This window comes from Collinsella sp. AM13-34 (assembly GCF_003473055.1).
Lineage (GTDB): Bacteria > Actinomycetota > Coriobacteriia > Coriobacteriales > Coriobacteriaceae > Collinsella.
In genome coordinates this window covers 34,170-55,492 of the sequence record NZ_QRLE01000006.1, presented here as the reverse complement: position 1 = coordinate 55,492, position 21,323 = coordinate 34,170, and the positions used below count along the sequence as shown (strand labels likewise).

At 61.9% G+C, this 21,323-nt stretch carries 21 protein-coding genes; 1 reads left to right on the top strand and 20 read right to left on the bottom strand.

Translation table 11 applies throughout. The features are described 5' to 3' along the window. Positions 1–167: 167 nt before the first annotated feature. The 16 genes from DW151_RS03540 to rpsP all read right to left on the bottom strand — a co-directional run bounded on the left by DW151_RS03540 (position 168) and on the right by rpsP (position 16,467). Positions 168–1,076, bottom strand: a complete 909-nt coding sequence (locus DW151_RS03540) for a tyrosine recombinase (RefSeq protein ID WP_370448018.1) — start codon at positions 1,074–1,076, stop codon at positions 168–170. An 8-nt stretch (positions 1,077–1,084) separates the two neighbouring features. Then, positions 1,085–2,422, bottom strand: a complete 1,338-nt coding sequence (gene trmFO, locus DW151_RS03535) for a methylenetetrahydrofolate--tRNA-(uracil(54)-C(5))-methyltransferase (FADH(2)-oxidizing) TrmFO (RefSeq protein ID WP_118334481.1) — start codon at positions 2,420–2,422, stop codon at positions 1,085–1,087. Between the two features lie 14 nt (positions 2,423–2,436). Then, positions 2,437–3,372 (bottom strand): DNA-processing protein DprA, encoded by a 936-nt coding sequence (locus DW151_RS03530; RefSeq protein WP_370448017.1) that lies wholly within the window; start codon positions 3,370–3,372, stop codon positions 2,437–2,439. Continuing rightward, on the bottom strand, positions 3,369–4,892 hold the full coding sequence (locus tag DW151_RS03525) for a YifB family Mg chelatase-like AAA ATPase (protein ID WP_118334479.1): 1,524 nt from the start codon (positions 4,890–4,892) through the stop codon (positions 3,369–3,371). The genes DW151_RS03530 and DW151_RS03525 overlap by 4 nt, the downstream gene beginning before the upstream one ends. Next, positions 4,892–5,377 (bottom strand): YraN family protein, encoded by a 486-nt coding sequence (locus DW151_RS03520; RefSeq protein WP_035138570.1) that lies wholly within the window; start codon positions 5,375–5,377, stop codon positions 4,892–4,894. The genes DW151_RS03525 and DW151_RS03520 overlap by 1 nt, the downstream gene beginning before the upstream one ends. 189 nt (positions 5,378–5,566) lie before the next feature. Continuing rightward, positions 5,567–6,355 carry a ribonuclease HII gene (locus DW151_RS03515; protein WP_118334478.1) on the bottom strand — a complete coding sequence of 263 codons (789 nt, stop codon included), beginning with the start codon at positions 6,353–6,355 and terminating at the stop codon, positions 5,567–5,569. 93 nt (positions 6,356–6,448) lie between these two features. Next, on the bottom strand, positions 6,449–6,790 hold the full coding sequence (gene rplS / locus DW151_RS03510) for a 50S ribosomal protein L19 (RefSeq protein WP_006236098.1): 342 nt from the start codon (positions 6,788–6,790) through the stop codon (positions 6,449–6,451). A 195-nt stretch (positions 6,791–6,985) separates the two neighbouring features. Then, positions 6,986–9,736: a pyruvate, phosphate dikinase gene (gene ppdK / locus DW151_RS03505; protein WP_118334476.1), complete on the bottom strand. Its 2,751-nt coding sequence runs from the start codon at positions 9,734–9,736 to the stop codon at positions 6,986–6,988. Positions 9,737–9,995: 259 nt separating this feature from the next. Further along, entirely contained in the window at positions 9,996–10,871 is an 876-nt protein-coding gene (locus tag DW151_RS03500) for a pyruvate, water dikinase regulatory protein (RefSeq protein WP_118334475.1), read from the bottom strand. 34 nt (positions 10,872–10,905) lie between these two features. Continuing rightward, positions 10,906–13,002, bottom strand: a complete 2,097-nt coding sequence (glyS, locus tag DW151_RS03495) for a glycine--tRNA ligase subunit beta (RefSeq protein WP_118334473.1) — start codon at positions 13,000–13,002, stop codon at positions 10,906–10,908. Between the two features lie 3 nt (positions 13,003–13,005). Continuing rightward, complete coding sequence (locus DW151_RS03490) at positions 13,006–13,917, bottom strand: glycine--tRNA ligase subunit alpha (RefSeq protein ID WP_006236091.1); 912 nt, start codon at positions 13,915–13,917, stop codon at positions 13,006–13,008. Between the two features lie 59 nt (positions 13,918–13,976). Beyond that, complete coding sequence (gene lepB / locus DW151_RS03485) at positions 13,977–14,540, bottom strand: signal peptidase I (protein WP_118334472.1); 564 nt, start codon at positions 14,538–14,540, stop codon at positions 13,977–13,979. 2 nt (positions 14,541–14,542) lie between these two features. Continuing rightward, positions 14,543–15,301 carry a tRNA (guanosine(37)-N1)-methyltransferase TrmD gene (trmD, locus tag DW151_RS03480; RefSeq protein WP_118334470.1) on the bottom strand — a complete coding sequence of 253 codons (759 nt, stop codon included), beginning with the start codon at positions 15,299–15,301 and terminating at the stop codon, positions 14,543–14,545. A gap of 10 nt (positions 15,302–15,311) precedes the next feature. Next, complete coding sequence (gene rimM / locus DW151_RS03475) at positions 15,312–15,833, bottom strand: ribosome maturation factor RimM (protein ID WP_055309865.1); 522 nt, start codon at positions 15,831–15,833, stop codon at positions 15,312–15,314. 4 nt (positions 15,834–15,837) lie between these two features. Continuing rightward, complete coding sequence (locus DW151_RS03470) at positions 15,838–16,083, bottom strand: KH domain-containing protein (protein WP_171021534.1); 246 nt, start codon at positions 16,081–16,083, stop codon at positions 15,838–15,840. Positions 16,084–16,125: 42 nt separating this feature from the next. Further along, the gene (gene rpsP / locus DW151_RS03465) at positions 16,126–16,467 is read right to left on the bottom strand and encodes a 30S ribosomal protein S16 (protein ID WP_022094749.1); all 342 of its coding nucleotides are present in this window, start codon (positions 16,465–16,467) and stop codon (positions 16,126–16,128) included. Positions 16,468–16,668: 201 nt separating this feature from the next. Between rpsP and dinB the strand changes: the two genes are divergently transcribed. Next, positions 16,669–17,922, top strand: a complete 1,254-nt coding sequence (gene dinB, locus DW151_RS03460; protein WP_089573447.1) for a DNA polymerase IV — start codon at positions 16,669–16,671, stop codon at positions 17,920–17,922. Positions 17,923–18,020: 98 nt separating this feature from the next. Here the strand turns inward: dinB and rsfS are convergent, their stop codons facing one another. The 4 genes from rsfS to obgE form a co-directional block, all read right to left on the bottom strand. Then, positions 18,021–18,476: a ribosome silencing factor gene (gene rsfS / locus DW151_RS03455; RefSeq protein WP_118334469.1), complete on the bottom strand. Its 456-nt coding sequence runs from the start codon at positions 18,474–18,476 to the stop codon at positions 18,021–18,023. 27 nt (positions 18,477–18,503) lie between these two features. Then, positions 18,504–19,037, bottom strand: coding sequence for a bis(5'-nucleosyl)-tetraphosphatase (symmetrical) YqeK (gene yqeK / locus DW151_RS03450; RefSeq protein WP_192934568.1), 534 nt, complete (start codon positions 19,035–19,037; stop codon positions 18,504–18,506). A gap of 86 nt (positions 19,038–19,123) precedes the next feature. Next, positions 19,124–19,801 (bottom strand): nicotinate-nucleotide adenylyltransferase, encoded by a 678-nt coding sequence (gene nadD / locus DW151_RS03445; protein WP_117637231.1) that lies wholly within the window; start codon positions 19,799–19,801, stop codon positions 19,124–19,126. A 3-nt stretch (positions 19,802–19,804) separates the two neighbouring features. Beyond that, positions 19,805–21,271, bottom strand: coding sequence for a GTPase ObgE (gene obgE / locus DW151_RS03440; RefSeq protein ID WP_192934567.1), 1,467 nt, complete (start codon positions 21,269–21,271; stop codon positions 19,805–19,807). Between the last annotated feature and the right edge of the window lie 52 nt (positions 21,272–21,323).

Here is a 21,323-nt window from a genome sequence, read left to right as displayed (position 1 = left end):
CGGACATGTGCTACCAAAGCCCGGGCACCACGGTATGAAGTAGCCGCGCGTGCGTGATAAAAACCTGTTGCCGTGAAGCAACCCGATGAATGATAGCAGGAATGCATCTTCCTGCCAACCCGCAATCAAAACCACACACCTGAGCGCGGCGCGGGACGTCCCAGCCACTATTCGCCGCGGGGATGGGCTTGAGCCATAGCCCGCTTAAGCCGATCGGGTGTGAGATGCGTGTAGATCTGCGTCGTGGACAGGCTCGCATGGCCCAGCAGCTCTTGAACCGAGCGCAGGTCCGCGCCGCCCTCGAGCAAGTCGGTCGCAAAGGTATGGCGCATCGCATGCGGGGCGATGTCGGCCGGAATGCCGGCGAGCGTCGCCAGCATATGAAACCGCCGCCTGAGCATGGCGGCACTCATGCGATTACCGCGCGCCGATATAAGCAGCGGATGCGGCCCGGTAGCGGGGTCACGACGCTTTGCCTGAGCGAGCAACTCCGGCCTCCCCTCCTCAATATAGAGACGCGTCGCCTCGAGCGCACGACGATACAGAGGGACGATACGTTCTTTGCTCCCCTTGCCCCACAGGCGCAGCGTGCGTTCGGACCACGCAATGGACTCCACATTGAGTGCTGCGAGCTCAGAGATACGGGCGCCCGAGGCATAGAGCAGCTCGAGCATCGCCGCATCGCGCAGTCCCGCGGGTGTTGAGGTATCAGGCGTCTTGAGCAGCGCCTCCACCTGTTGGGTCGTCAGCACACCGGGTAGATCGCGCGGGAGCTTGGGCGAGGAAATTGCCGAGACCACATCGCCCTCCACGACCCCCTCGGCAGCCATCCATCGATAGAGCGATCGGATAGCCGACAGATGCGCCGCAAGCGTTCGGGGAGCCACCTGCTCACGCGAAAGCTCGGCAAGATAGCGGCGAATGGTGCGCACGTCGGCAGCGAAAGCATCGATATCCTCGCGCTCGCACCAGGCAGCAAAGCGCTCCAGCCTCGAGCCGTAGGCCGTCACCGTGTTGGGAGAAAGTCCCTCGACACGTGAGATATAGGCGATAAACGAGTCGACGGTGTCGTACAGGTCAAAGGCTATGACCGGTCGCCTCCAAACAGATCAGGACGAGTGGCCAGATAGGCATCAAGGGCCTCGAGCGCACGGTCCGCATAGGCCTGGTAGCGGTCGCGCTTGCTGCGGCGCTTACCATCCTCGAGTGGCGGCACCAGGCCAAAGTTGACATGCATAGGCTGATAGCCCACGGTGGCAGGATCGGTCGCATAGCCCACGAGCGCACCCAGAGCGCCCACGCGCGGCAACTCGACGCCCGCGACACCGATAGCCTCGGCATAGGTGTTGAGCGCCGCGAGCAGACCGGTCGCCACGGCTTCCATGTACCCCTCGGTGCCGGTGATCTGACCGGCTAGGCGCACGCCGGTACCGGGCACGGCAAAGGTGCCATCGAGCACGTGCGGGGCGTCGACAAAGGTATTGCGGTGCATGACACCGTAGCGGAAGAACTCAGCGTTCTCCAGGCCCGGCACCATATGGAAGACGCGCTTCTGCTCGCCAAAGGTCAGGTTTGTCTGGAAGCCCACCAGGTTATAGGCGGTCTTCTCCTTGTTCTCGGCACGCAGCTGAATCGCCGCCCAGGGGCGACGTCCGGTACGCGGGTCGGTGAGGCCGACGGGCTTCATGGCGCCAAAGCGAATGGCGTCCTTGCCGGTGCGCGCAACTTCCTCGGCAGGCTGGCAGGCCTGGAACAGATCGCCGCCCTCAAAGTCTTTGAGCACCACGCGGTCGGCCGTGGTAAGTGCCTCGATAAAGGCCTCGTACTCCTCCTTGTTGAGCGGAGCGTTGAGATAGTCGCCGCTCCCCTGCTCCTCGTAGCGCGACTGCGAAAACAGCACGTCCATATCGAGCGTGGAGGCATCGACGATCGGCGCCGCGGCATCGAAGAACGCAAGGGCGTCGCCACCGACGAGCTTCATGACCTCTTCGCTCAGCGCCGGTGAACACAGCGGGCCCGCGGCAATGACCACGTGACCCTCGGGAATCTGCGTGACCTCGCCGTGCACGACCTCGATATTGGGACGGGCGGCAACCTCGGCCTCGACAAGCTCGGAAAACTTGACGCGGTCGACCGCCAGGGCACCGCCGGCGGGAACAGCCGCGCGATGGGCGCAATCGAGCAGGACTGAACCCATGCGCTCAAGCTCGGCCTTCAGCAAACCAGCCGCGGAATCCGGACGGGTCGACTTAAACGAATTGGAGCAGACGAGCTCTGCCAAGTGATCGGTATGGTGAGCCGGGGAGCTAACCTGGGGGCGCATCTCGCACAGCTTTACGGCAAAACCGCGGTCTGCCAGCTGGATCGCGCATTCCGAACCCGCCAGACCGCCACCGATAACCGTCACCTGATCGAACTGCATCTGCAAACACCTTTCTAATTGACACGTTTTCCATTGTGACCGAAGGGCGTCTGGGCGTGAAGGGCAAACTTGGAGGGCGCATACCTTCCATCCATCATGCGCTCGATAAGGCCCTCGAGTTCAAGCGAACCCAAGAGTTTGAGTACGCCGACAGCATCGAGCGCGACGAGCGCCGCGATGTCGTCGACCTTGAGCGGAGAGGCGATGAGCGCATGCATCACGGTCTGCTGTGTTGGATCCAGGTCGGCAATGCCGGGAGCATCGGGGCGCGAGTAGCGCAGGGTGCCGTAGATGCGTGAGATAGCCATCTCGATAGATTCCTCGTCGATGATGCAGCAAGCACCGTTCGCAATGAGGTAATTCGTGCCACGCGACTCGGGCGATAGGATCGACCCCGGCACGACAAGAAGTTCACGCCCCAAATCCATAGCAGCCTCGGCTGTAGAAAACGTCCCGGAAGGCATACCCGCCTCGGAAACAAAGAGGGCTTGCGACAGGGCCGCGATCACGCGATTGCGGCGCGGAAAGGCAAACTTGCGCGGACCCATGCCCCACGGAGAGATCGACACGACCGCGCCACCCGTATCGAGCGTGCGCATAATAAGCCCCGCGCTCGAACGCGGGTAGACCACGTCGGCGCCCGTCCCCAGCACCACGACGTGTTTGCCGCCGGCGTTGACCGCAGCCCAACCCGAGGCCTGGTCACAACCGACCGCGCCGCCCGAAACTACCGTCACTCCCGCCTCGACCGCCACCTTTGCCGCAAGCTCTGCCACGGCAAGACCATACGGCGAGGCCTTGCGCGCGCCGATGATGGAGAGCGCGGGCGTCGAAAGCACCTCGGGGTTGCCGCGCACATAGAGCGTCTGGGGTACATCAGAAAGCTCCAAAACGGTCTCGGGATACAACGCATCACCTGGATGCAGCTCGTAGGTCCCCTCGGCCATCATTGGTCCCTCCTTCCCTGGTACATCGCTGCCTCGAGCACGTGGTCCTGCGTCACTTGCTCGCTCTCGGCGACGTCGGCGATTGTACGCGCGATACGCACCAGTCGCACAATGCCGCGACCCGTGAGATGTGTGCGCTTCGACAGGCCGAGCACACACTTCTCCGCCGCATCATCGAGCTCAAAGGTCGAAACGACGCCGTCAATGGACCGTGTCTCGTCATCCTCGGCCTCGGCATCCGCATCGTCCATACGGGATTCGCGCCAAGCGCGAAAAGCGCGACCGCGCACAACGTAGTCACGTAACTCGGCAGACGACATACCCTCCGCACCCTCGATAATCACTTGGGGGTCGGGACGGGTCACATCGATCATCATGTCGATACGGTCGGCCAAAGGACCGCGCAGTTTAGACCGATAGCGCTCGACCATCGCCGCCGAGCAGCGACACGGCACCTCGCGATCACCCAAGAAGCCGCAGGGGCAAGGGTTACTCGCAGCCAGCAGCTGAAAGCGCGACGGGAAGGTAAAGGCCCCGTCGACGCGTACGATCCTGACGTAGCCGCGTTCGATGGGCTGACGCAGCGTCTGCAGCACACCCGTGGGAAACTCAGCAAGCTCGTCCAAAAAGAGCACGCCGCCATGAGCCAGGCTGATCTCACCCGGATGCACCGGGCGCCCTCCGCCAATGAGGCCAGCCGTTGATATGCTGTGATGGGGACTTCGAAACGGCCGATGACCTGCCAATAAGCCATCGATGTTCTCACCCAAAACCGAATGGATGCACAGCGCCTCCTGTTGATCCTCAACGGAAAGCTCGGGCAGGATGCTGGTCATACGACGGGCGAGCATCGTCTTGCCCGATCCCGGGGACCCGATCATAAGCAAACCGAGCTCGCCGGCGGCCGCAAGCGCCATGCCGCGCTTGGCGACTTCCTGCCCCAGCACATCGGCATAGTCGAGTTCGGGCTCAAAGGTCGCCTCAACACCCTCGGAATCCAGATAATGACGCACGGCATCGCCCATGCCGCGAGCAAGCTGAGACAGATGATCGATAAATCCGCAATCCACGCCCGCAAGCGGCACATGCTGATCGGACCTGCCGGCGATAAAGGACAGCCCCATATCACGCGCCAATAGCTGAAACGCCACCTCGCCCTTGACGGGAAGCACCGTACCGTCCAAGCCGAGCTCGCCGGCGATAAGGCAGCGATCGAGGTTGTCACGGGGAATCTGCCCATCGGCCGCCAGAACCGCGATGGCGATGGGCAGATCAAAGCCGCTACCGGTCTTGCGAATATCGCCGGGCGCTAGGTTGACCGTAATGCCCGAGCGTGGGATCTCGAACCCGGCGGAGCGCATCGCGCAGCGAATACGACCGCGTGACTCCATCACCTCCATACTCGGAATGCCGAGCATTTGGATGCCCGGAACACCACCGGCAAGCGAGACCTCGACCGTGACGTGAATCGCCTCGACGCCACGGATGCAGGCCGCGTGAACGGCAAACGTCTCGAACGCCATCACGACACCTGCCAATCGAACGCGTTGTACTGATGCTCGATCTCAGCGATATGCCCGCCACGAATGGTGACGCCCACGGCATCGAAGCGAATCGCCTTGAGCGGATAATGCTCCATGAGATAGCAACTTGCGATGCGGCGGTAGCGGCGTTGCTTTTGGGCGTCCACGGCCTCCTCGGGAAAGACCCGCGTGCTGCAATCCAGTGCGACGCGTCTGGTCTTGACCTCGGCCATCACCACGACATCGTCGAGCTCATCGAGCAGCACCAGATCGGCCTCGCCCTCGGTGCAACGATAACCCTGCTCCAGCAAGGTGTAGCCGCGCTCGTTAAAGTAGTCGATGGTGATCAGCTCGCCCAGCATGCCCAGCTCGCGGGGACTGAGTCCCTTGATAAACTCGGGCGTCATCGCCCCGCAGTCGAGCTCGCCGTTTTCCCAACGCTCCTTGAGCTGCTGCGTCTTGCTCTTTTTGCTTGCGGCACTCATGGGGTCTCCTTTCCCGCACGCTGCATTGCCCCGATGATGAGGGCACCTTTCATGCGGGTAAGTACCGGAAGCAAACCAAAAGCTGACCAAATGCCGTCAAAAAACGGGCCGTACGCAGCAATGGTGTTGCATACGGCCCGCTACCAGCAGGTTTATAAAACCCCTGAGGTCCCTGTCTCCACAATTGACCTAGAAAAGGCGCTCAGTCTGCAGAAAGTTTCCGCAAAAGCTCACGCGGTGCAGTGGACAAAGTCCATGTTTGCGAATGGCCTCGATGTGCTCGGGGCTTGCGTAGCCTTTCGATTCGGCCAAATGGTACTCGGGATACTCGGCATCGTACTCGACCATCATCTCGTCACGCGTGACCTTGGCCATGATGGACGCCGCGGCGATACAGGCGATCTTGGCATCGCCCTTCACCACGTCGCGCTCGTTGGGAACGGCGCCCAAGGGGTTACCGTCCATAAGCACGCAATCGGGCTCGAGCCCCGTATCGGCCACGGCGCCCGCGACAGCGGCTCGAATGGCGCGGGCCATGCCCATCTCATCGATATCCTTAGGCGCGATATGGCAAAAACCAATTGCCGTCGCCACCTCGGCAATCTTCACTGAGAGCAACTCGCGGCGCGCCGGCGTGAGCTTTTTGGAATCGTTGATGCCCCAGACGCGCGGCTCCATAGGAAGGCAGACGGCGCATACCGTCAAAGGACCGGCCACCGATCCGCGACCCACCTCGTCGACGCCCACGACCAAACCATCACCGCCGAGCTCATGCATAAGCTGATACATGCCGTTGACGCGCTCGCGCTCGGCAAGCTCCTTGGCATGACGCTTAAGGGCACGCTCGCAAGCCTTGATCACCTGCTGGCGCGGATCCTCGCGATAATGCTCCACGAGGGCGGGAATCTCCTCGAACGTGGCGCTCGCCAACTCACCGGCAACCTGCGATGCCGAAACCGAGCTCGTCATGTTGGCCATACCAGGCCCTCCTTGCATGCAAATCAGATAAAAAGAAGGGCCACCCGAAGGTGACCCTTGTGTCCAAACGAGTGGACAGACGCTGCGATCTTCTTAGCGCTTCTCGGGGATGCGAGCAGCCTTGCCCACCTTGTCGCGGAGGTAGTACAGCTTGGCGCGACGGACGCGACCATGACGGACGACCTCGAGCTTGGCGATCTTGGGGCTGTGAAGCGGGAAGGTACGCTCAACACCGACACCGAAGGACATCTTGCGGACGGTGAAGGTCTCGCGGGCACCGGCGCCGGCCATACGGATGACGTCGCCCTGGAAGACCTGGATGCGCTCGCGGTCGCCTTCCTTAATGCGGTAGTGAACCTTGACGTTGTCGGCGACGCGAACCTGAGGAATGTCCTCGCGGATCTGCTGACGCTCGATTGCGCGGATGTAATCCATGTGCAATTCCTTACTCTTCTAGAGGTGCCGTACCACCTTGGCCGGCACGTAGTTGAACAAACGTATTCGAGTATACACGCGCGGGTTTCCGCTGCAAGAACAATTTTTTACGCAGACAAAAAGACAAAACCCGCACATGATAACCGCCCGCCTCACGAATGAAGGGGGCTACGCTAGGCGTCTATACCCAAAACGTTAGGCGGAGCGCTTCGCCTCGAGCTTGGCCTGGGCGGCAGCCAGGCGTGCGAGAGGCACGCGGTAGGGCGAGCAGGACACATAGTCCACATCGGCCACGTTGAACAGGCCCTTGATGGACTTAGGGTCGCCGCCGTGCTCACCGCACACGCCAAAGTGCATGCCGGGGTTGGTAGCGCGACCCTTCACCACGGCCATGCGCACCAGCTCGAGTACCGCCGAGTCGATGGTCTCGAAGGGGTTGTCCTTCAAGATCTTCTTGTGCATGTACAGCGGGATGAACTTAGCCTCGGCGTCGTCACGCGAGAAACCGAACGTCGTCTGCGTGAGGTCGTTGGTGCCAAAGCAGAAGAAGTCGGCATGCTGCGCAATCTCGTCGGCGACCATGCAAGCGCGCGGCAGCTCGAGCATCGTGCCCACGGGAATGTTGAGCTCGACACCTTCCTCGGAGGAAACCTCGGCGATCACGCGCTCGATGACCTCGCGAGTCTGAACGTGCTCGGCCGTAATGGAAACGAGCGGAACCATAATCTCGGGACGCGGGTCGACGCCTTCCTTGATAAGGCGGGCGGCAGCCGTTGCCACGGCACGGACCTGCATGAGCGGCAGGTCACCGAAGACGACGGACAGGCGCACGCCGCGCAAGCCGAGCATCGGGTTGGACTCGACCATGCCGTCGATACGACGCAGGCGGGCGCGCAGGGCGGCAAGCTCCTCCTCGCTGGCGCCAGCGGCTTCCTTCTTGGTGATGGCGACCTCGAGCTCACGCGGATCATCCAGGAACTCATGCAGCGGCGGATCGAGCAGGCGAACGACCACGTCGCGACCGGACATGGTCTTGAACATCGCCAAGAAATCCTCGGTCTGGACCTTGAGCAGATCGGCCAGGGCCTGCTGCTTCACAGCCTCGTCATCGGACAGGATGAAGCTCTGGATAATGTTCTTGCGATCACCCAGGAACATGTGCTCGGTGCGGCACAGGCCAATAGCCTCGGCGCCAAACTCGAGGGCAAGCTCGGCATCCTCGGGATTGTCGGCGTTGACGCGCACATGGTTGGCATGACCACAGGTCTCGTCCAGGCGAATCTCGTCGGCCCAGGACAGGATAGTGTCCAGGTCGCCGGTGAGCTCGGCGGAGACCAAATCGACAGAGCCATCGACGACAATGCCTTGGGTTCCGTCGATGGAGATGATGTCGCCCTCGTGCAGCACGCGGTCGCTACCCTCGATACGCACGACCTTCTCGGCCGCGTCGATATGGAAACGCTCGACACCACAGACGCAGGGGGTACCCATGCCACGGGCGATAACGGCGGCGTGGCTCGTCTTGCCACCATGGCTCGTCAAGATACCCTCGGCGGCGACCATACCCTTCAGGTCGTCGGGGTTGGTCTCCCAGCGGACCAGAATGACCTTGTGGCCCTCGGCAGAACGCGCGACGGCGTCATAACTCGAGAACACGACCTCGCCCACGGCGGCACCGGGGCTGGCGTTAAGGCCACATGCGAGCGCCTCGTACTTCTTGGAGGAGTCGAACTGCGGGTGCAGGAGCTGGTCGAGCTGCGCGGGGTCAATGCGGCTCACGGCCTCCTCACGGGTGATCAGACCCTCCTCGACCATTTCGATGGCGATGCGCAGGGCGGCGGTGGCGGTACGCTTGCCCACGCGGGTCTGGAGCATCCAGAGCTTACCCTGCTCGATGGTGAACTCGATGTCGCACATGTCGCGGTAGTGGTCCTCAAGCGTCAGGAAGACACGCTCAAGCTCCTCACCTGCGGACTCGAGGCCCGGGGTGATCTTGAGATCGGCGATGGGCTCGGTGTTGCGGATGCCGGCGACGACGTCCTCGCCCTGGGCGTTGACCAGAAAGTCGCCGTAGAACTCTTTGGTGCCGTCGGCCGGATTGCGCGTAAAGGCGACGCCAGTCGCTGAGGTCTCGCCCTTATTGCCAAACGCCATAGCCTGGACGTTGACGGCGGTTCCAAGGTCATCGGAAATGCCATGCTGCTTGCGGTAGATGCAGGCGCGCTCGTTCATCCAGCTACCGAAGACGGCCTGGATAGCAAGGCGCAGCTGGAGCTCCGGATCGTGCGGGAAGATGGGCCTGCCGTCCGCGACCTCGAGCTCGGGGTACAGGGCGGCCTCGACATTGTCGGAGAAAATGCCCTTGAACGTCTCGACGAGCTCCTGGAGATCCTCAGCCGAAAGCTCGGAGTCGACGCGAACGCCGGCGACCAGGCGGGCCTGGGTCAGGGCATTCTCGAACAAGTCGGCATCGACACCCATGACGACGTTGGAGAACATCTGGATAAAGCGACGATAGCTGTCCCAGGCAAAGCGCGGGTTCTGCGTCTGGGCGATAAGGCCCTGGACGGAATCGTCGTTGAGGCCCAGGTTGAGGACCGTGTCCATCATGCCGGGCATGGAGAACGGAGCGCCCGAGCGCACCGAGACGAGCAGCGGGTCGCGGGCGTCGCCGAGCTTCTTGCCGCAGCGGTCCTCGAGATCGGCCTCGGCGGCAACGATCTCGTCGAGCGCGCCTTCGGGCCAGACGTTGCCGGCACCAGAGTACTCGACGCAGGTCTGGCAGGTAATGGTAAAGCCACCGGGAACCGGCAGGCCGATACGGCTCATCTCGGCAAGGTTAGCGCCTTTGCCGCCAAGCACGAAGTTCATCGACTTGTCGCCCTCGGTGACACAAGTGCCCTGGGCATCGGTTCCAAAACGGTAAACCCTCTTGCAATCGCTCACGATACATCCCCTTCCATGCGCTCACGCGCACGACCGTGGTAACGAATCGACCCGCCGGATGCGGGCCGTGAGGGAACTATACGGCGGGATTTGAACGGGCTTAAGCAGAGGATACGCGGTTTGGTAAACGTGCTAAAACCGGCGGTAAACGGTAGGTAAAGGTGGTTACCTTATGAAGATACCACTACAGTATAATTGCAGGTCATAAGCGGTAGAAACTGCTAAATCGCTTTATCAAAACTAATCATCCCAGAAAGGACTACTGCTGTTGGGCTCGGCGGGCGGCACGGCGGGCTCTTGCCTCTTGAATCTCTTCTAGATGAGCGATGATCTCGGAGGCACTCTCCTCGATCGCCTTGCCGTCGGTACGCACCACAAAGCAACCCAGACGTTTCATGAGGGCACGAGCCTCCTCGAGCTCGCTGCGTACACTCTCGGGCTCGGCGTAGGAACCGGCAACGGCACGGGCATAGTCGTCGCCCAGGCGGCTATCGCGAATCTCGGAAATCACATCGACGGTCGAAATCAGGCCGAAGAGACGCATCGGATCGACCTCGTAAATCGACTTGGGCGGCTCCATACCGTGCGCCAACGGAACGTTGGCAACCTTGTAGCCCTGATAGGCCAAATACATCGAAAGCGGCGTCTTGGATGTGCGCGACACGCCCAGCAGCACGATATCGGCACCCGACAGATCGTCGCAGCCACGTCCGTCATCGTGCTCGACGAAGTACTCCATGGCCTCGATGCGGTGGAAATACCGGTCATCGGTCTTATGGATCACACCCGCCACTCCTTTTGGCGGCACGCCAATAAGCGACGACAGGACTGCAAGCGTCGGGCCGATCAGGTCGACCGATCGAATGTGCAGCATACCCAAGTAGTCGAGCACGCGAGCACGAAGCGCCGGGTCGACGATGGTATGGAACACGGCGATATCACGATGGTCGGCATCGACGCGCGGGCCCACAAACGATTTGACCTGCTCCACCGAGGTCACCTTAGGCAGACGTAAAACACGAAAAGCCCCTTCATCAAATTGCCCGGACGCCGCAAGCACCACCTCACAAGCGGTATCACCGAGCGAGTCGGAGATAACGATAACGGTGGAACGAGCGGTGACCGGGCAATCCATGCGGGGCTCCTTTTGCGCTTATGCGCAGGCTAGCTTACTTTTTGCGGGCAAGCTCACCAATGTTGGCGATGCCGGAGAAAACGGCCTCGAAGCGGTTGAGCAGCTTAAGGCGATTATCGCGGAGCTGCTCGTCCTTGTCCATGACCATAACCTCGTCAAAGAAACGGTCGATGGGGGCACGCAGGGCGGCCAGAGCGGCAAACGCGGCAGGGTAATCCTCAGCAGCAAGGGCGGCATCGACGGCGGTCTGAGCGGCCTCGGAGGCGTCGGCAAGCGCAAGCTCGACCTCGCCCATCAGGGCACGATCGTACTCCGCACCCAGCTCGGGCTTGGAGATGTGCGCGGCGCGGGCATAGGCCGTGGCCAGGTTGTCGAAGGTCTCGGCGTCGTTCTTGCGGGCCTCGTCGAGGGCGGCGCAGCGGGCGAAGAAGACCGACGGGGCAATGATGTGCACCGCGGAAACGGCGGCAACGGTGTCGGCCGGGATCTTCTCGTCACGGGCCATGCTCACCAGACGGCCGTGGAAGAAGTCGCGAACCTGCTGGGCGACCTCGGCGGCGTCGAACTCAATGCCCTGCTCAGCGTAGAGCTCGAGCGCAAAGTCGATGAGCGACGTGGGGTCAATCGGCAGGCGGTCGCGCAGGATGTTGATGATGCCGATGGCGGCACGACGCAGCGCGTACGGGTCGGAAGATCCGGTCGGGGGCTCGCCGATGGCAAAGATACCGGCGATGGTATCGAGCTTATCGGCGCAGGCCACGATGCAGCCAGCGGTGCCCTCGGGCAGCTCGTCGCCGGCAAAGCGGGGACGATAGTGATCGCGGATAGCATGAGCGACCTCGTCGTTCTCCCCCATCGCGATGGCGTAGTAACCGCCCATCACGCCCTGCTGGCTCGTGAACTCGACGACGGCGTTGGACACCAGGTCGGCCTTGCACAGGTGTGCGGCGCGAGCAGCGTCGGCGGCAAGGTGGGCACCCAGGTGAGCCTCGCGGGCAATAGCGAGCGCGAGCTGCTCAATACGCTCGGACTTGGCGAGCACGCTGCCGAGCTTCTCCTGGAAGGCGACCTTGGCCAGGCGCTCACGGAACTCGTCGAGGGAGATCTTCAGATCCTCCTCGTAGAAGAACTTGGCGTCGTCCAGGCGGGCGCGCACAACACGCTCGTTGCCGTCGATCACACGCTCGGCATTCTCGGGCTTGCTGTTGGAGACGATCACGAACTCACGCGTCAGCTTGCCCTCGCCGTCATAAATCGGGAAGTAGCGCTGGTTGGTGAGCATAGACTCGCAAATGATCTCGTGCGGGACCTTGAGGAACTCCTCATCGAAGGTACCGACGAGCACCGTCGGCCACTCGCAGAGGTTGATGACCTCCTCAAAGACCTTCTTAGGCGTGTCGACATGGCAGCCGGGACGGGCAGCCTCGACCTCGGCGATACCGGCGAGAATCGCCTCGCGACGGCGCTCGGCAGAAAGCACGCCGGCGTCCTCGAGCACCTGCTCGTAGGCGGCGGCGCTAGCGACAACGTGGTCACCGGGACCGAGCACGCGGTGACCGCGTGTGGTGTTGCCGCTCGTCACGTCGGCAAACGACACGGGCACAACATCCTCGCCCAAAAGGCAGCAGATCCAGCGGACCGGACGCACGAACGTGGCATGCTCGTGGCCCCAGCGCTGACTACGGTAGTTGGGCCACTGCAGGCCGGCGATGGTCTTCTCGCACAGGGCCGTCAGGATCGGGGTGGCCGGAGCGGAAGGAATGTTCTTCTCGGCAAAGACGTACTCACGGCCGTCGGTGTCCTCGCGACGGACCAGATCCTCGGCAGCCACACCGCACTTGCGGGCGAAGCCCTGGGCGGCCTTGGTGGCGTTTCCGTCGGCGTCGAAGGCAATGTTGGCCGCGGGGCCACGCTTGACCTCGTGAACCTCATCGGTCGCAGTGGCGACGTTGGCCACAAGCGCAGCCAGACGACGCGGACTCGAGATCACGCGGACCTCGCCATGGGCCAGACCGGCCTCGTCGAGGCCCTTGGCGATCATGGTGCCAAGCTGCTTGACAGCATTGTTCAGTGGTGCGGAGGGCATTTCCTCCGTACCGATCTCAAACAGGAAATCCTTAGCGTCTGCCATGGCTTACGCCACCTCGCCTTCCTGGTCGGCATTCTCGTTGACTCCGGCGACCTCGGCCATGTAGGCCTCGCAGCACGCCTTGGCGACGGCGCGGACGCGCAGGATGTAGTTGGCACGCTCGACCGCGGACAGGGCGCCACGGGCATCGAGCAGGTTGAAGGCATGGCTGCACTTCATGACGCAGTCGTACGCCGGCAGCGGCAGTTTGCGCTCCAGGCAGGAATGGCACTCGGCCTCGTAGTCGTCAAACTTCTGACGCATCATCTCGACGTTGGCGACCTCAAAGTTATAGGCACTGAACTCGCGCTCGTTCTCGAGGAACACGTCGCCGTAGGTCATGGGCGTGCCATCGGGCAGGTAGCTCCACACCAGGTCGTAAACGGAGTTGACGCCCTGGGCATACATGGCGATACGCTCCAGGCCATAGGTGATCTCGACGGGCACGGGGTCGACCTCGATACCGCCCACCTGCTGGAAGTACGTAAACTGCGTGACCTCCATGCCGTTGAGCCAAACCTCCCAGCCAAGGCCCCAGGCGCCCAGGGTCGGGCTCTCCCAGTCATCCTCGACAAAGCGGACGTCATGGTCGTTGGGGTCCAGGCCAATGGCGGCCAGCGAACCCAGGTAGAGCTCCTGGGCGTTGACCGGCGAGGGCTTGATGAGCACCTGGAACTGATAGTAGTGCTGCATGCGGTTAGGGTTCTCGCCGTAGCGGCCGTCGGCGGGACGGCGGCAGGGCTGCGCATAGCAGGTGCGCCACTCGGCGGGACCGAGCGAGCGCAGCGTGGTCGCGGTATGGAAGGTACCGGCACCGACCTCGGAGTCATAGGGCTGCATAATGACGCAGCCCTGCTCGCCCCAGTACTGCTGGAGGCGCAGGATGATGTCTTGGAAGGAAAGCGATGAAGCGTTCATGCCTCTAATATCCCCTCGTCGAAACGATTACACGGTTAGGTACTGTACTATAGCGGTTTTTAGTCGATAGCGCCCAGACGGTTAAGCGGCCAGTAACGCACGAGCGCCACGGCGATCAAATCAGAGCGATCAACGGGACCAAAGTAGCGTGAGTCGGCTGAGTTTTCGCGGTTGTCGCCCATCACCCACACGCACCCGTCGGGAACGGTGTAGGGATAACTCACCTGGGCGCCAGGCGCTTGGACCGAAAGCGGCCAACTCATGCCGGTCGTATAGTCCTCATCGAGCGCCTGGCCGTCGACGACGACCTTGCCGTCCTGCAGGTCGACCGTCTGGCCGGCCGTGGCAATAACACGCTTGACAAGAACATCATGCTCGGAAGTGGCATCGGGGTTGTGGAACACCACGATATCGCCCTGTTTGACGGGCTGACCGAGCTCGAGGCTCACCTTTTGTGCCAGGATCTGGTCGCCAATCTCGATCGTGTCCTCCATGGAGCCGGTGGGTACCACAAAGGGCTCGACCACAAAGGTGCGGATCAGGAAGGTGGCCACGAGCGCGATCGCGATGACCGCGACCCACTCAAAAGCGCCCCTCAACGCGGAATGTTGCGTAGGAACCATACTCACTCCTCGCTCTGCGAATACGAAGCGTCAAGGATCACCTGCGCGTAAGCGCGCTCCTCGGGCGTGAGCCGCGCCGTCTCGATCAAGTCCGGACGCCAGCGGCAGGTGCGCTCGATGGCGTTCTTGCGACGCCAGGCATCGACCTTGGCGTGATCGCCGCTCACAAGCACCGGAGGCACGCCCTCGCCGTTGAACTCGGCGGGACGGGTGTACTGCGCGTACTCGAGCAGGCCTCCGTCCTCGGCGGTCGAGAACGACTCGTCGACGTTGCTCATCTCATCACCAAGGGCGCCGGGAATGAGGCGCACGACGGCATCGGCAACGACCATAGCGGGAAGTTCGCCGCCCGTAAGCACGTAGTCGCCGATCGACAGACGCTCATCGGCATACGCATACGCGCGCTCGTCGACGCCCTCGTAGCGGCTGCACACAAACAGCAGGCGCTCACTTTTGAGCAGGCGCTCGGCCACATGCTGCGTAAAGGGCTCGCCACAGGGGGTGAAGAACACAACCGTGGGCTTGGAACCCTCTGCGCTAATGGCCTCGATGGCCTCTGCGATAGGCTCGACCTTCATGAGCATGCCCTGCCCGCCGCCGTACGGCTCGTCATCGACGGTACGATGACGGTCGTGCGTCCAGTCGCGCAGGTTATACGCCTTAAAATCAAAAAGGCCGGCCTTACGGGCGCGGCCCAAAATCGATGTGGACATGACGGGCTCAAACATCTCGGGAAAGACCGAAAGGGTCTCAATCAGCATGTTGTCCTCCCTACTTGTCCATATCGATCAGGCCGTCCATAACGTGGACGGAAATTGTTCCTGTGTCGGGAAGATCGAGCACAACCTGCTCGATCACGGGAATCAGTACCTCGCCGTACCGATCGCCCTCGACAACCCAAACATCGTTGGCGGGCGTCGACATGATCTCGACAATCGTGCCGAGCGAACCGAAGCGCTCGTCGACCACCTCGCGGCCCATCAGGTCGGTATAGGCGGCGTCGAGCGAATCGAGCTCAAAGTCGTCACGATTTGCCAGCACATAGCATCCCGTGATGCCCTCGGCGGCCGTCAAGTCGTCAATACCCTCAAACGAGACCAGATCGCCATCGCCCGTATCGGTGACGGACACGACCGTGCAAAAGCGGTCGCGCTTGAGCGCCGGCGGCGTCAGGGCGACGCGCATACCCGGCTCTAATACAGAAGGAAGCCCCCGCAGCGGCTGCGCGAGGACCTCCCCCTTCCTTCCGTGCGGCTTGACCACACGGGCGATGTTTTTGTACTGGGACCTCAAGGTCCTAGCCCAGAACCTCTACCTCGACAGCAGTGTCGAGGCGAGCGGCCAGTGCACGGGCGAGCGTGCGAATGGCCTTGATGGTACGGCCACGACGGCCGATGACCTTAGCGACGTCATCCTCGGCGACCGAAACCTCGATCGTAGAGGCGTCGTCACCATCGATGACCTCAAGGCTCACGGAATCCGGGTCGTCGACGATCTGAACAACGAGATATTCGACGAGATCGGCGATGCGATCTGAGAGCATTGCCTCACCCTCGAGCTGTGCAGCGTCAACCTCAGGCACGATTTACTCCTCGGCGCCCTCAGCGGCCTCAGCGGCAGCCTTAGCGGCCTCGGCCTCTTTGGCGAGCTGCTTCTTGGACTTCTTGACGACGGTCTCGGTCTTCTCGCCCTCGTTGGCGGCCTTGACCAGAGCGGCGACGGCGTCGGTGAGCTGAGCGCCCTTGGACTGCCAGTCGGCGATCTTCTCGAGGTCGAGGTTGATGGTCTTGGGGGCGGTCATCGGGTTGTAGCGGCCAACCTCCTCGATGATACGACCGTCACGCGGGGCGCGGGAATCGGCGACGACGACACGGTAGTACGGACGCTTCTTAGCGCCGTGACGAGCAAGGCGAATCTTGACTGCCAAAGGAAACTCCTCCAACCAAGCAGCTTTAGGCTGCAACTACAAACAAACAGTTGAACATAATACGCCATCGACGCGGGCAGGTGAAGTCCGTGAGACCAACTTCTTCGGTGTAGTCGAAGGCAAATCCATATCTTAGACAAGAATTCGCGATTTGCAAGCACATCCACGCACCCCACATGAGCTGCGCGGTATACTCATGCCATGAAAAGACGCGAACATACATACGGTTATGAAGATGCTGCGGGCGTCACGCCGCCGCCCTGGACGGGGCCGGCGGTGGGCCTCATGGATCTCGATGCGTTTTTTGCGAGCGTGGAAATGCTCGACCATCCCGAGTGGCGCGGCAAGCCACTCATCGTGGGTGGCGATGCCGATTCCCGCGGCGTTGTATCCACCTGCTCATACGAGGCGCGTCGCTTTGGCGTGCACTCCGCCATGCCCTCGGCCGAGGCACGGCGCCTCTGTCCGCAGGCCATTTGGACGCATGGGCACTTTGATCGCTACCGCGAGGTGAGCGCGCAGGTCATGGCGATTCTTGCCGAAGAGACGCCGCGCGTTGAGCGCGTATCCATCGACGAAGCCTTTATCGATATCACACCGGGTCGTTTTGCGCCCGAGGACCCGCTGCTGGTTGCACGGCGCATAAGCGACCGCGTGGCAGCGCTGGGAGTGACCTGTTCCATTGGCGTGGGCTGCAACAAGACGGTCGCAAAGATCGCAAGCGAGCGGGATAAGCCGTTTGGGCTGACCATCGTGCGCCCCGGAACCGAGCAGCGCTTTTTGGCCGCGCTGCCGGTATCTGCCATGAGCGGCATCGGGCGCTCGGCCGAGGAGCGACTGCGCCGCATGCGCATCTACACGCTCGGCGAGCTGTCACGCGCGCCGGAATCCACGCTAGCTGCAATTTTTGGCGTCAACGGCGAACGCATGCGCCAGCGTGCGCTGGGGCTCGAAATATCCGAAGTAACAAGCCTCGATGAGGAACGCGAGGTTAAATCCGTGAGCAATGAGCGCACCTTTGCGAAAGATTTGACTGAGCGTGGGGACATCGAAGCGGCGATTGCGCTGTTGGGAGAGTCGGTTGGACGCCGCCTGCGCCGTCAGGGACTGACGGGCGGCACGGTAACGCTCAAGCTTAAGTATTCGTATGGCAGCGGACGCACGGCGCAGCGGCGGCTTCCCCACCCCACCGACGACGAGAATATCTTTGTGGCGGTTGCGCTCGAACTGCTCGACAACATCTGGCAGGAAGGCATGCATGTTCGCTTAGCAGGCATCGGCATGAGCGACTTTGACCATCAAGGCGGCATCCAGACCGACCTGTTCTGCGAAGTCGACGACCGCGGAGCCCAATCAAGCGACCGTCGCGACCTCTCCGTCGCGATCGATGCCGTCCGAGACAAGTTCGGCGACACCGCCCTATCTTTCGGCCGCCAATCCCGCTTCGACGATTAACCGCCTTTGGGCAAAAAGAAAGCCGGGCAGGTGCGGAAAACCGCAACTGCCCGGCGAAATGCGCGAGGCTAGCTAAAAGCCCCATATTAAATGAGCCACTAGAGGAGGTCGAGGGGGAGCTGGGGGGCGTCACCCCAGAGCTTTTCTAGGCGGTAAAAGTCGCGGGCTTCGGGAGTGAAGACGTGGACGACAACCGAGCCGTAGTCCATGAGCATCCAGGTCTTCTGCTCGCGGCCCTCGATAGAGAACGGGTGCTCACCGCAAGCCACGGCGACCTTCTCCTCGATCTCGTCGACGATAGAATCGACCTGGCGGTTGTTGGTACCGGTGGCAAGCACAAAGTAGTCGCACACGTCGGAAAGCTCGGTCAGGTTGAGCACCTGCACGTCCTCGCCCTTCTTGTCGTAGGCGGCCTGCGCGGCGGCGCGGGCGACATCCTCGGCGGCGACACCGCTCGCGGACAGCGAGGCGGCAGTGCGGTCGGACGTGGCAACGAAGCTCTTGTGCTCCACACCTTCAAGAATCTGCTCGTCGGTCATGGTCTCGTCGGCCATGGAATACCTCTTTCTAGACAGCCCGAGCTAGCGCAGCTGGGCGTAATGGTTGTAAATCGTAATAGCCGTGGGATAAAGATAGCGCCCGGACTGGATCACATAGACCAGACCCTGCGCAAAACAGGAGAAGAACAACTCATCGAGCGAGGACTTCCCCACCATCTTGCGCAGCGCATGGACATAGTCGCCGTGACGGTTAGGCTCGATGGCATCTGCCACAAAGACCACCATATCGAGCGGCGTCATATCGCAGGCACCCACGGTGTGACGGTCGACAGCCTGGAAAACAGCCGGCGACAGCTCGGGGAAAAGCTGCGGAAGCTCATAGGCGGCAACAGGGCCATGCAAAAGCGGCGTCGCGGCGGAAGGAGAGCCGGCAACTTTGATGCCATAGTGAATCGCGCGGGCCACGAGCTCGTCATCGGAAAGCACCTTGTCCCAGTCGTGAATTAAGCCGGCGGCAGCGGCATCAAAGCGGTCAACGCCGTAGACCTCGGCCAGATGAAGTGCGGTCTCGGCAACACCCAGCGAATGCACATAGCGCTTGCGCTTATCTTTCATGCGAACATCGAGCAGCTCTTGAATGCGCTTGAGCAGCGCGCGCTCATCGCCCTCAAACTGATCCTCTACCGACAACGTAGCCCCCATCACTCAAAATCTTCTTGACCCAGATCGGCATATAGCCTGCGCTTGCGAATGTAGCCGAGCACAGACTCGCTCGTAAGATAGCGCACGCTCATGCCGCGGGCAACTCGCTTACGAATGTTCGTCGAGCTGATCGCCAGCGCCGGAATCTGAATATAGCGCACATCGAACGGCAGCCCCGACTCTTTGATTCGGGCACGCGCCGTATCGATATCAAAACCCGGTCGCGTCGCCGCAATAAAGGTAGCAAGCTCAGCAATTCGCTCGGCATCATGCCAGGTCACAATATCAATAATCGCGTCGGCGCCCGTAATAAAGTAGAGCTTTACCTGCGGCGGGTAAAAGTCGCGAAGGGCATGAAGCGTATCGGCCGTATAGGTTACGCCCGGACGGTCAATCTCGAACCGGCTCGCCAAAAAGGCCGGGTTCGCGGCGGTGGCGAGGACCGTCATGGCATAACGGTCCTCGGCAGGCGTCACCGGCTTGTCAAGCTTAAAGGCGGGAGAGCCCGCCGGCATAAAGAGCACAGCGTCCAAGTCGAGCGACTCGCGCGCCTGCTCGGCAGTCACCAGGTGCCCGTAATGAATCGGGTCAAAGGTGCCGCCCATAATGCCAAGCCGAAACTCCTTGCCCTCTTTTATGGGTAGCTCGGGCAAACCGATTCCACCGCGCAGCGACATGGCTTACTCGCCCTCCGAGGTCTCGGCATCGTCCGCGGCATCAGCCGCATCGATAGCCTCGACGCCCTCATCCGCAGCATCGGCCACGTCAATGGCCTCAACGGCAACGTCCTCGCCAGCGTCCTCGAGCTCCTCGTACTCCGAGAAGTCCTCAGCGCCCTCAAAGTCAAAGGCACGCTGGCAAATGCGGACCTCGTCGCCCGCACGGCAACCGGCCTTCTCGAGCGCGTCGTCAACACCCATACGCGCAAACTTGTGCTGCAGGTAAATGACGGCTTCCTCGTTTTCCCAGTCGGTCTGGATGACCATGCGCTCGATGGCACGACCGACCACGCGGAAGGCACCGGGCTCCTCCTGGACAATGCGGAAACGCTTCTCGCGCTGCAGACGGCGACGCTCCCACTCCTCGTCGCGCAGATCGACCGGCTCATCAGAGACCGCCAGCTCGGCTCGCAGCTTAGCCACCTGCTCGCCCACGGCAAGCATCAGCGTATTGAGGCCGGCACCCGTAACGGCGGACACGGCAAAGAACATATGCCCGTCGTCGAGCGCCGCACGCTTGAGGTCGGCAATCTTGTCGGCCGTGCCCGGCGCATCGCACTTGTTGGCGACGACGATCTGCGGACGCTCCGAAAGCTCGGCGCCATACTGCTCGAGCTCACGGTTGATGATGCGGTAATCCTCAACCGGGTCGCGATCCTCAAAACCACCCGTCATGTCAACGACATGCATGATCAGGGCCGTGCGCTCGATGTGGCGCAGGAACTGATGGCCCAGACCCTTGCCCTCGCTCGCACCCTCGATCAAACCAGGAACGTCGGCAACGACGTAAGAATACTCACCGGCACGCACCATGCCGAGGTTCGGCACGAGTGTGGTAAACGGATAGTCGGCGATCTTGGGACGGGCGGCACTCATGCGCGCGATAAGCGAGGACTTGCCCACCGAGGGGAAGCCCACGAGTGCGGCATCGGCCATAAGCTTCATCTCAAGCTCAATCCAGTGCTCCTCGGCCGGTTCGCCCAGCTGAGCGAACGCGGGCGCGCGGCGCACCGACGTCACAAAGTGCGTATTGCCCAGGCCACCGGCACCGCCGGGCGCCACGACAACGCGCTCGCCGTCGTGCACCAGGTCGGCAATCTCGAACATCGGGGTCTGCGTCTCGGGATCGAGCTCGCGGACCACGGTGCCCATGGGGACCTTCAAAATGAGGTCCTCGCCGCTCTTGCCGTTGCGGCGGGCGCCCTGACCGTGCGTTCCGCGCTCGGCACGAAAGTGATGCTTAAAGCGGTAATCGATCAACGAAGACAGCTGAGCATCGGCCTGGATGACGACATTGCCGCCACGACCGCCGTCGCCGCCATCGGGGCCGCCCTTGGGGACAAATGCCTCGCGCCTAAACGACATGCATCCGGCTCCGCCGTCGCCGCCGCACACGTTAATGCGGCTGATATCGGTGAACTGTGACAACAGAATCGCCTCCTACAAAAAGAGGGAGACCCTTGAATCCTAAAACTCAAGT